Annotated in this window: 12 protein-coding genes and 1 pseudogene; 3 read left to right on the top strand and 10 right to left on the bottom strand. The window is 61.2% G+C overall.

The annotated features are described in order from the left end of the window. Positions 1-17: 17 nt before the first annotated feature. Positions 18-1,364 carry an NfeD family protein gene (locus G9X68_RS03725; RefSeq protein ID WP_171601318.1) on the bottom strand — a complete coding sequence of 449 codons (1,347 nt, stop codon included), beginning with the start codon at positions 1,362-1,364 and terminating at the stop codon, positions 18-20. Between the two features lie 57 nt (positions 1,365-1,421). Between G9X68_RS03725 and G9X68_RS03720 the strand changes: the two are divergent. After that, positions 1,422-1,757, top strand: a pseudogene (locus G9X68_RS03720) (carboxylesterase family protein); the annotation flags it as partial. A gap of 79 nt (positions 1,758-1,836) precedes the next feature. On the opposite strand, the gene G9X68_RS03715 reads toward G9X68_RS03720, so the two are convergent. The 3 genes from G9X68_RS03715 to G9X68_RS03705 form a co-directional block, all read right to left on the bottom strand. Then, on the bottom strand, positions 1,837-2,532 hold the full coding sequence (locus tag G9X68_RS03715; protein ID WP_171601317.1) for a class I SAM-dependent methyltransferase: 696 nt from the start codon (positions 2,530-2,532) through the stop codon (positions 1,837-1,839). Between the two features lie 41 nt (positions 2,533-2,573). After that, a complete protein-coding gene (locus tag G9X68_RS03710) occupies positions 2,574-2,888 on the bottom strand; it encodes a hypothetical protein (RefSeq protein ID WP_171601316.1) in 315 nt (104 codons plus the stop codon). A 64-nt stretch (positions 2,889-2,952) separates the two neighbouring features. Then, complete coding sequence (locus tag G9X68_RS03705) at positions 2,953-3,390, bottom strand: copper resistance protein (RefSeq protein WP_171601315.1); 438 nt, start codon at positions 3,388-3,390, stop codon at positions 2,953-2,955. A 332-nt stretch (positions 3,391-3,722) separates the two neighbouring features. Here G9X68_RS03705 and G9X68_RS03700 point away from each other — a divergent pair, with 332 nt between their 5' ends. After that, positions 3,723-4,526 carry a glycosyltransferase family 25 protein gene (locus tag G9X68_RS03700; RefSeq protein ID WP_171601314.1) on the top strand — a complete coding sequence of 268 codons (804 nt, stop codon included), beginning with the start codon at positions 3,723-3,725 and terminating at the stop codon, positions 4,524-4,526. On the opposite strand, the gene G9X68_RS03695 is transcribed toward G9X68_RS03700, so the two are convergent. The 5 genes from G9X68_RS03695 to G9X68_RS03680 form a co-directional block, all read right to left on the bottom strand. Then, on the bottom strand, positions 4,523-5,923 hold the full coding sequence (locus tag G9X68_RS03695; protein ID WP_171601313.1) for a HAMP domain-containing sensor histidine kinase: 1,401 nt from the start codon (positions 5,921-5,923) through the stop codon (positions 4,523-4,525). The genes G9X68_RS03700 and G9X68_RS03695 overlap by 4 nt on opposite strands. Positions 5,924-5,968: 45 nt before the next feature. Then, positions 5,969-6,646 carry a winged helix-turn-helix domain-containing protein gene (locus G9X68_RS03690; RefSeq protein ID WP_171601312.1) on the bottom strand — a complete coding sequence of 226 codons (678 nt, stop codon included), beginning with the start codon at positions 6,644-6,646 and terminating at the stop codon, positions 5,969-5,971. A gap of 313 nt (positions 6,647-6,959) precedes the next feature. Then, entirely contained in the window at positions 6,960-7,181 is a 222-nt protein-coding gene (locus G9X68_RS31770) for a GNAT family N-acetyltransferase (protein ID WP_342355312.1), read from the bottom strand. Beyond that, a complete protein-coding gene (locus G9X68_RS31765; RefSeq protein WP_244956105.1) occupies positions 7,178-7,417 on the bottom strand; it encodes a hypothetical protein in 240 nt (79 codons plus the stop codon). Before G9X68_RS31765 ends, G9X68_RS31770 begins: the two co-directional genes overlap by 4 nt. 55 nt (positions 7,418-7,472) lie before the next feature. Continuing rightward, positions 7,473-7,916, bottom strand: coding sequence for a hypothetical protein (locus G9X68_RS03680; RefSeq protein WP_171601311.1), 444 nt, complete (start codon positions 7,914-7,916; stop codon positions 7,473-7,475). A 219-nt stretch (positions 7,917-8,135) separates the two neighbouring features. Here G9X68_RS03680 and G9X68_RS03675 point away from each other — a divergent pair, with 219 nt between their 5' ends. Beyond that, complete coding sequence (locus tag G9X68_RS03675) at positions 8,136-8,486, top strand: AraC family ligand binding domain-containing protein (RefSeq protein WP_171601310.1); 351 nt, start codon at positions 8,136-8,138, stop codon at positions 8,484-8,486. A 15-nt stretch (positions 8,487-8,501) separates the two neighbouring features. Here G9X68_RS03675 and G9X68_RS03670 read toward each other — a convergent pair whose 3' ends face one another. After that, positions 8,502-9,293 (bottom strand): aldolase, encoded by a 792-nt coding sequence (locus G9X68_RS03670; RefSeq protein WP_129418267.1) that lies wholly within the window; start codon positions 9,291-9,293, stop codon positions 8,502-8,504. Positions 9,294-9,554 lie beyond the last annotated feature (261 nt).

Here is a 9,554-nt window from a genome sequence, read left to right as displayed (position 1 = left end):
CCTGCATCTGAAGGCCGCTAGGCCTCCTGCGAACTGCGAACCACTTCGAGCGTCAACCCATCCCGACCGGTCACTTTCACGCGGTCACCGGCGGCAAGCGGCTCAGTTGAAACGGCCTTCCAGCGCTCGCCATGGGCGATGACGTAGCCCGAGATGCCCGTCCAGCTGTCGACCTTGCCCGAAATTCCGATCATCTGCTCACTTCCGGTGACGACATCGTGCCGACGCGAGATGAAGGCGAGACGGGCAATGATAAGGCTAAGACCGAGGCAGGCGACGGCGATTGCGCCAAGCACCGGCCAGGAAACCTTAAGCCCGGGTATATCCGTGTCGAACAAGATGGTAGCGCCGAGCACCAGTGCGATGCCGCCGCCGACGCCGAGTGCGCCGAAGGACGGCGAATGGGCCTCGACCACCGTCAGACCCACGCCGAGAACGATCAGCCCCAGGCCCGCAAAACTCACCGGCAGCAAGGCCAGAGCATAGAGACCAAGCAGCAGGCAGATGCCGCCGATCGTTCCCGGCACCAGCGTCCCGGGCGTCAGAAATTCAAAGATCAGGCCGTAGATACCGACCATCATCAAGATCAGCGCGATGTTCGGATCGGTGATCACCGAAAGCAGGCGGGTTCGCCAGTCCGGTTCAAGTTCCTGGACGATGAGACCCGATGTTTCGAGCCGGACATCCATTTGACCGGCCCGCACGACCCGGCCCTGCGCCTGTGCCAGGAGATCGTTTATATCGGCCGCCGTGAAATCTATGACCTTCTCACGCAGAGCCGCGGCGGAGGAAAGGCTCGCGGCCTCGCGCACGGCGCGCTCCGCCCAGTCGGCGTTGCGATTGCGCAGTTCCGCCAGCCCGCGGATATAGGCCACCGCATCGTTGATCGCCTTCGCCTCGCCGGCATCGCGCGGCACTTGCCGCTGCTTGCCGGTCGTATCAGGGCTGTCGTTTCGGTCACCATCGGATGGTCGGCCGCCAAGTGCGATCGGCGTCGCCGCACCCAGATTGGTGCCCGGTGCCATTGCCGCGATATGGCTTGCGTAAAGAATATAGGTGCCGGCGCTGGCGGCTCGTGCTCCGCTGGGTGCAACGAAACTCGCGACGGGTATCGACGAGGCAAGGATCGCCCGAATGATGTCGCGCATCGACGTGTCGAGACCGCCGGGCGTATCGATCTGCAGGACGACTAGGCTGGCGCCACGTTCATTGGCCCGTTGAAGGCCGCGTCTTACATAGTCGGCCGTCGCCGGGCCAATCGCCCCGTTCATCTTGAGGACTATAGCGACACGCTCAGCTTCGGATGCGGGCGTCGCCAGGCTCAAAGCCGAGAACAACGTCAGCAAAGCAAGGATTGACGGCATCCACCGCCAAAGCTCCAAACGCCACACAATCGTCCGCCGGACTCTCATATTTTGAAATATATGGCAGAACTGCGAAACGGTAAGAGACAAGTCCCTTCTCTGCGCCGCGTCGAGCACGGCTTCGAAATTCCCTATACGCTCAACATCCCAGACGCACTGGTGAAAGACAAGGTTACGCCTGCCGACTGGGCCATGGCCACATTGGCGAGTGCTTACTGGGTCCAATTTGCAACGAGCGGTGACCCCAATGGAGGCTCACGGCCAAAATGGCCTCACCACGACCCCTTCGTCCACAGGGTCATCGACTTCACCAATCACGGCGTGACGTTCGGAGCCGATACGCTGAAGCCGAGGCTCGACCTCTGGCAAAGATATTGGCAGGAAAAGAAATGACGGGTCGGTGCTGTCGCTTAGCCCGGCCATCCGTAGGGCTGCAGTCCCGGCGTAAGAGAAAGGCTCTCGTCATCCGTCCTCATGCTTTCACCACCGAAAAGAACAGGAACCGCGGCTTGGTCGTCAGGCTCTGATAGGCCTGCGGAAAAAGCGTGCGGGCTTGCGGATCGGGCTGGGGCTCGCTGACGATATCGATCTGAAATCCGGCCGACCTGAGTGCGTCGAACATGGCGTGCAGCGGCCGATGCCAGAAGCGCATGGCGATTTCCTTGCCGCCGCGCTGCCAGACCTCATCGAAGCTGTAGGTTTCGAAATAATTGTCGCGGCCGGTCGAGGCGTGATCCATGAACGGATGGTGGGTGGAAAAAACCAGGCGGCCGCCTTCTGGCAGCAGCCGATTGAACTCCGAAAGCGGCCTCGACCAGTCGGGCAGATAATGCATGACGAGCGAGGCGAGGATCAGATCGAAAGCTTTGTCCGCAAACGGCAATGCTTCGTTGAGATCCGCCGGCAGCAGCCGCGCGCGCCCTTCCAGGCGACGTTGCGCGATTTCAAGCATGCCGGCACTGGCGTCGATCCCGGTCACAACAGCGCCGCGCTCAAGGAGCGCTGCCGCATGCGCCCCGCCGCCGCATCCCGCATCAAGCACGGAAAGCCCGGCGGCCTCGCCAACCAGCGCAAGAATGGCCGGCCGCTCGTAATAGGCATTCCAGGCATTGACCTCGTTATCGGCGTCATAGGCGGCCGCGAAGGCATCATAATCATTCTCGGCCAAGATTTTCTCCTTTGCGAAGAGTGTTCGAAGACGCCTGTTTGTCAGAAGCTTGCTCGATCGATCTGCAAATAGGCCGAGATCGCTTCGGCCGTAAGCAGGGAAGCGCGATGAACGGCCTCGCTTGGAGGTCCGAGCGCCATGGAATCGGAAATGATGTCATCGAGATAGGCAGCAACTGTTTCGCATGTCGCGCCCTGCAGGATCATGTGGGCAGCCTGCAGGAGATAGGTGTCGTATTCTTCGGCTGCGTCGGTTCGCCAAGCCGGATCATCGAGCTGACGAATTCCGATAGGGTCCCAATGATCCCACCCAATTTTGCGGAGGGCGTCAATGTCGATCTTGACGTGGTCACTCATGCCACAACTTTTCACGAAAAACGATGCCGACACAACTGGCTGGAAGCGGTCCTGCTGGCAAGCCCTACGGCGTAACCGTCAGTCTGGCTTCCATCCCGGCTTCGTAGTGTCCCTTCATATTGCAAAAGAGCAGGTAGGTCCCCGGCACCAGCCTGGCATTCAGCTTGCCGCTGGCGCCTGGCTTCAGATCGGAAACCTTCCCAAGGCTTTTCAGCTTTGATTCATCGACGCGGTTTTTGGCAGCGTTGAGCGGGATCGGCAGGTCCGGAGATTTCAGGCGAACGACGATCATTTCATGCTGCTCCGTCATCGCATCGTTATGGACTGCGAAGGTCGCGGGGCCGGCTTTCACCGTTGGTGGGTCGAGCTTCAGCGACATTGCACCGCCGCCTTCTCCATCTTCCGTAACATTGATCACGGTGGCGGCCGCGAAGCTTGCTCCGGCCGAGCAGGCGATGGCAACTGCGGCGAAAAGTGGCAGCAGTCTGGTAACTGATTTCATCGTTGGTCTCCGTCGGGGTTTAAGAGTGGTGGGCTCTGAGCCGATTGCTCAGCCAAGGCCCATCCGGCGCGGCACGCAGTGGGTCGCTGTCGTCATCGAAGGCGCGCTGGTTGTCGTTTCGATCGCGGGAAGGGAGGCGTCCACGGCGTGCCGCAGGAGAGCTGGTAGCGCGGCATTCTTACGTGCACTTTGCCGGGATCATACCAATCCGTAAAGAATGCAGCCCCGGCCGTTCGACCGCCGCACTTTACCAAAATGTATAGTTCCAGCGAGGTCCCCGTGAGGTTTGGAGCGCAGGCTTGGCGCCATCATTGCCAAGTCGAGGTCCTCTCATGAACATGCGTGCCGCAACTGCCACCCTAATGCCGGCCCTTCATCCGGTCAGCCTGCGGGTGAACACCTATCTGATCAATCTCGACCGTGCGCCATTGCGCCGGTTTCGAATGGAGCGCCTGCTGGCAAGCTTCGGCCTTGCCTTCGAGCGCGTGGCGGCGGTCGATGGGGCAGGGCTGAGCCTGCCGCATCCGGGTTTTGACGAAGCAGCCTATCTCAGCCGGCACGGCCGCCGGCCGAACCCTTTCGAGATCGGCTGTTATCTCAGCCACGTCGAATGCGCCAAGCGGTTCCTCGGCAGCCATGCCGAGTTCGCGCTCATTCTGGAAGACGATCTCGATTTCGATGACGATCTGGCCGAGCTGCTCGAGGCCGCTCTCGAGCACCAGGCGCGCTGGGACATCCTGCGGCTGTCGACCGTCAATTCCGGGAAAAAGCACAAGGTGGAGCCGCTGACCGCGTCACGCTCGCTTGCCATCGCGCTCACCCGCGAGAAGGGGTCCGGCGCCTATCTGATCAATCGCAAGGCGGCGGGCTGGATTGCCGGTGTGCTTGTCCCCATGCGCCTGCCTTATGATCTCGCCTTCGATCTGGAGTTCGATGATGGGCTGAGCGCCTGCTTTGTCGATCCGCTGCCGGTGAGCCAAAGGGCCGATCCCTGTTCCCAGATCCAGGCAGGGCTTTCGACCTACCGGCTGGGCCGCCGCCGGCCGTGGAGCGTGCTGCCGTATCGCGCCGCGGCTGAAGTGCGCCGCTTCACCGCCCGCTTCAGCCGGCTCGCGGCATGGCGGATGAGAAGTTAGGACTTCTCCGCCGGCATCAGCGGGAAGCCGATCGAAACGATGAGGCCGGGATGATTGTCGGCCATGGTGATCTCAGCCGAATGCAGGTCGGCGATCGCCTTGACGAGGCTGAGCCCGAGGCCGCTTCCCGGCGTCGCGCGGCTCTTGTCGAGCCGGTAGAGACGCCGGAAGACCTTGTCTCTTTCATCGGCGGGAATGCCGGGGCCGCTATCGGCGACCGAGACGATGGCGCGGCCGCCCCGGCAGCGGAGCGAAATGGTGATGTCAGTTCCGGCCGGGCAGTGGTTGATCGCGTTTTCCACCAGGTTGGCGATCATCTGCGTCAGCAGATCACGGTCACCGCGGATGAGCGCGGGACAGCGCTCCACAATCCTCAGCGCCATCAGCGCGTCTTCGGCGACATCGACATAGACCTCGGAAATCACCGCAAGCACGGCGTCGATATCGGTTGCCTGGAAACGCTCCTTGCGGGCGCCGGCCTCGATCTGGGAAATGCGCAGCAGTGCCTCGAAAGTGGCGTTGATCCGGTCGCTCTCGTGTCTCGCTTCGTCGAGAAGGGCCGACACATCGGCCTGCCGGTCATTTCCGGCCACCGCGGCATCCAGCGTCAGGCGCAGCCTGTTCAGCGGCGTCTTCAGGTCGTGGGCGATATCGGCGCTCACCTGCCGCATGCTCTCGACCAATCTCTGCAGCCGCTCCAGCGCCGCGTTGATCTGGATCGCCACCATATCGAGATCGTCGCCGTTGCCGGTGATGGCAATGCGGGCGTCGAGCGCGCCGTGGGAGACGTCGTTCATGGTCAGCGCCACCCTGTCCAGCCGCGCCTGGGCGCGAACGGCGAGAAAGACGCCGCCGCCGATCGCGGTCGCGACGACGATTGCGGCCGCCCATTCGAAACTGACAAGCACGATGCGCAGCATCTCGTCGACATCGTTGAAGTTTTCCGCCACCACCAGGCTGTAGGAGCCGATGGTCGAGACCTGCATCCGGTAGCGTTCATGCCCCTTCAGCCCGACATCCCTGGAGGTGACGGTATAGACGCCGTTCGGGATACGGGGTGCGGCGAAATTGCCGGCGAGTTTGCGCCCGCCTGCATCGGTCAGCGAATAAAGCCCGTCGGAGGTTGATTGGAAGCTCGCATAATTGTTCAGCGTATTGACCAGATCCTCGGTGTCACCGGGATTGTAGGTCGAGACAATAAGCGAATTCATCTCGTTCAGTGACTGGTCGAGATCCCGCTCAAGGCCAAGGCGCAGCGTGTGGTAGATGATCGCGCCGCTCAGGATGAAGGTGACGACGAAGAGCACGCCGAAGGTGACGGCAAGCCGGAACGGCGTGCTTCTGCGCAGGCTCGAGCATGATGCCGAAAAGTGTGCGCGGTTTTCGGACGACATCATACTCTTACTCTTTGAATTGCGAACAGGATTTGAGATTTTCCTGTTCTAGCGAGGCGCATGCAGGCTGTATCCGGTGTTGCGGACCGTATGCAGAAGCTGGATTTCGAACGGCTTGTCGACCTTGGCCCTGAGGCGGCTGATATGGGTCTCGACGACGCTGGTCTTCGGATCGAAGTGGAAATCCCAGACCCGCTCCAGTAGCATCGTCTTGGTGATGACCCGGCCTTCGCCGCGCATCAGCACCTCGAGCAGGGTAAATTCGCGCGGCTGCAGCTCGATCACCTGGCCGGCGCGGCGCGCCTCCCGCCGGATCAGATCGAGTTCGAGATCGGCAACCTTCAGCACCGTCCTCTGCTCCTGCACCGGCGGCCGCCGGCCAAGCGCGTTGACCCGCGCCATCAGCTCGGAGAAGGCAAAGGGCTTGACCAGATAATCGTCTCCGCCCGCCTCCAGCCCCTCGACCCGATCGTCGACGCCGCCGATCGATGTCAGGAACAGCGCCGACGTGCCGACCTTGGCAGCCCTCAGTGAACGCACGATCGCCAGGCCATCGAGGCCCGGCAGCATGCGATCGACGACGATGACGTCATAGGCCTCGCGCTGCGCCTGAAACAGCCCATCGCGGCCATCGCCAACCACGTCACAGACATGCCCGGCCTCGGAAAAGCCCTTGGCGATATAATCGGACGTCTTGGTATCGTCCTCGATAAGCAGGATTCGCATCAGCCCGATCTTCCCGGCATGCCTGGGGGCGAGATCTAGCCGAGAGGACGGCTTTGCCACAACTTACGGATTCGTAAGGTGACGGGTGGGGGAGCGGCTTCCAGCGCGACCGTGTCGCCACCCGCCCTCGTCCTTCGAGGCTCCGGCCTTTGGCCTGCGCACCTCAGGATGAGGGCTAGTCGTGGTGCTTGCCTCGGGTTAGCGGCGCGTCTTGCCGCTGCGCTTCCCGTTGAACCAGGCTGCAACCTCTCTCCGGCCGAGGTGCCCCAAAGGGGCCTCGAAGGACGGGGCTGGCCTCTTGCCTTCTGCCTGATCAACCGATCTGCTTTTCCATCACGAAAGTGCGCTCTTCGCCAAATAAAACCTCCCGCACTTCGTTGTAACCGAGGCGGGCATAGAAATTTCTCGCAGTCAGAGAGGCGGGAACCTGCAAAGCCTTTATGCCGTTGGCAAAAGCAGCCGCTTCAACGGTCTGCATGAGGCGTCTTCCGATGCCGCGCCCCTGAGCTATCGGAGATACGAAAACCGTCCTCACCGTATTCCCGTCAAGGCTTGCGTTTCCACGGGTTCACCGCCCTGAAGGGCGACCCAGACGGTCCGGCTGTCCATCAATTTCACGATCGCATCGGCAGAGAAATTACCGATGACCCTCTCTATGACGCTGGCGGGATAATCCGCCGAATTGCTGATGCGGATCGTATTTGTCACGAGCTCGCTAATCAAAGGGGCGTCACTGCCAATGGCGCGCCGGATTTCAATCTCGTCCATCATGGCGCGAAGGTCTCCACCGAAAATTTGGCGATTTCTCCAGTTCAATCTCGCCCGATCATGACCTCTTGAATGTCGACGTCAAATGAATGAGATGCCGCACGCCAGGAAGATCGCGCCATCGTCTTTTGAACGGGCGTGGATGCTGCCACCAGTTTGCTTCGCTGGCTCCTTGTTGGAACTCCAGCACGCTTGCTGACACCGATATCAGCCCTCCGTCGACATACATGTCCAAAAGAAATTCATCGCCAGAAGTTTGTTCGATCTGGCGAACGGCGTCTTCGAGCGAAAGGGGCGCTTGTTCATCAGTCATTCCAGCGGAGAGATAGTAGGGCGCACGGGCTCCCCAGGCTATCTGCGACTTATCAAGCAATTCGCTGACTTCGGAAGGAGGCACGGCCACGGGTTTGGTCAAGCCGTCGACATCACATCGCAACACATGGAACTTCTTTGCTCGAATAAATTCCTCGATAGGAACGGCCGACCTATGGAGAAAGCGCATGTTTCCCTCCTCGTTGGGACGGCTGCTTCGGTGTCGCGGGCCAAAAGGCACGCGGGATCGATATCCCAAAGCTTTGTGTGGGTGAAGCGGGTTGCCATGCCTCCCCCGCCTTTCTCGGTGGCGAGGAAACCATGAGGCGGGAACCTCCTCGAGCGTTTTGCACCGTCTTGGCGTCTGAAATTTCCGCGCTACCTCTGCATGCGGCAATGGAGGAAGATCATGAAGATGCGTAAGTTCACGATCGCCGATGCGTCGTTGGAGCGTTCCCCCGGACAGGAGGCAGACATCTCCGTCGGCAATCTGGTCGACGAGCGGCGCGGTGGGCCGATCACTATCGGCTATGGACGTTACGCGCCCGGCCAGAGCCTCACCGAGACAATGGCGGTCGACGACGTCATGATCGTTCTGGAAGGCCGGCTTTCGGTCTCGACGGACGGGGGAACGGTCACCGCCGGCTCCGGCGAGATCGTCTACATGCCCAAAGGTGAAACGGTGACCATCCGCTCGCACGAGGAGGGCGCGCTCACCGCCTATGTCACCTATCCGCATTGGCGGCCGGCACACGCCTAAACCGCGGTCTGCGGCTCAGCGCTTGTATTCGGGCTCGCTGCGATCAAGCGCGCGCTTCACGGACTCCAAATGGAGCCGGGCCGACTCCGGATCGCCTTCGCGCATTTGCCGGTATGCCGCTTCCGCGATCTCAGGCGCGACGGCAAGGACTTCGCGTCCGGTCGACAGGGCGAGCGTCTGCACTTCGCAGGCGCGCTCGAGGTAGTAGAGATCGTCCCAGGCCTCGGCGATATTGGGAGCGCAGACCATGACGCCGTGGTGCTTCATGAAGACGATGTCGGCATCGCCGATCGCCGCCGCGATCCGATCGCCTTCGCGCGCGTCGAGCGCCAGGCCGTTATAGTTGCGGTCGACGGCCGTGCGTCCATAGAATTTCAATGCGGTCTGCCCGGCAAAGATCAGCGGATCGCCCTCCGTCATCGAAAGGGCGGTGGCATAGGGCATGTGGGTGTGGAACGCCGCCTTGGCGCGGGGAATGTTCTTGTGAATCCTGGCGTGGATGTAAAAGGCGGTGGCCTCGGGCTGCCCGCTGCCCGACACCACGTTGCCGTGAAAATCGCAGATCAACAGCATCGAGGCCGTCAGTTCGGCAAACGCGTAGCCGTAAGGGTTGACGATGAACAGGTCGTCATAGCCGGGAACGACGGCCGAGAAGTGGTTGCAGATCCCTTCCTCCATGCCGAGCCTTGCCGCCATCCGGAAGCAGGCGGCAAGATCGACGCGGGCCTGCCAGATGTCGTCCGTATCGAGTTTCGGCTGGTTGGGGCCGCCGGCGGGCGAGGGGGCTGTATTGAGGGAGTGCGCCATGGGTTCGTTTCAGATCGGTGTCGAGGAGAGGGTGTATCCTGAACTACGCCCGGATCAGCTTCGCATCAAGCCGGCTGGAGACAAACATGGTTCGCTTCAATTGCATATTTTGGGGTGGGTAGGCTGCTCTGAGGGTGAGATGGTTGGCGGTCGAGGTCGGCCGTCGAGTTAGAGCGGTTCAGCTTTTAACGGAAGCGCAGAACCGCTCTATCCTTTTGTTTTTACGCAATTCCGGACGGAAAACCGCTTCGCACTTTTCCT

Origin of the sequence: Rhizobium changzhiense, assembly GCF_013087625.1 — a bacterium.
Classification (GTDB): Bacteria; Pseudomonadota; Alphaproteobacteria; order Rhizobiales; family Rhizobiaceae; genus Rhizobium; species Rhizobium sophorae.
This window is presented reverse-complemented; position numbering and strand designations above follow the sequence as displayed.

Coding starts and splice junctions, on each gene's coding strand:
- G9X68_RS03725 (WP_171601318.1), bottom strand. CDS start 1,364: ATGCCGTCAATCCTTGCTTTGCTGACGTTGTTCTCGGCTTTGAGCCTG.
- G9X68_RS03710 (WP_171601316.1), bottom strand. CDS start 2,888: ATGAGTGACCACGTCAAGATCGACATTGACGCCCTCCGCAAAATTGGG.
- G9X68_RS03705 (WP_171601315.1), bottom strand. CDS start 3,390: ATGAAATCAGTTACCAGACTGCTGCCACTTTTCGCCGCAGTTGCCATC.
- G9X68_RS03700 (WP_171601314.1), top strand. CDS start 3,723: ATGAACATGCGTGCCGCAACTGCCACCCTAATGCCGGCCCTTCATCCG.
- G9X68_RS03695 (WP_171601313.1), bottom strand. CDS start 5,923: ATGATGTCGTCCGAAAACCGCGCACACTTTTCGGCATCATGCTCGAGC.
- G9X68_RS03690 (WP_171601312.1), bottom strand. CDS start 6,646: ATGCGAATCCTGCTTATCGAGGACGATACCAAGACGTCCGATTATATC.
- G9X68_RS31765 (WP_244956105.1), bottom strand. CDS start 7,417: ATGATGGACGAGATTGAAATCCGGCGCGCCATTGGCAGTGACGCCCCT.
- G9X68_RS03680 (WP_171601311.1), bottom strand. CDS start 7,916: ATGCGCTTTCTCCATAGGTCGGCCGTTCCTATCGAGGAATTTATTCGA.
- G9X68_RS03675 (WP_171601310.1), top strand. CDS start 8,136: ATGAAGATGCGTAAGTTCACGATCGCCGATGCGTCGTTGGAGCGTTCC.
- G9X68_RS03670 (WP_129418267.1), bottom strand. CDS start 9,293: ATGGCGCACTCCCTCAATACAGCCCCCTCGCCCGCCGGCGGCCCCAAC.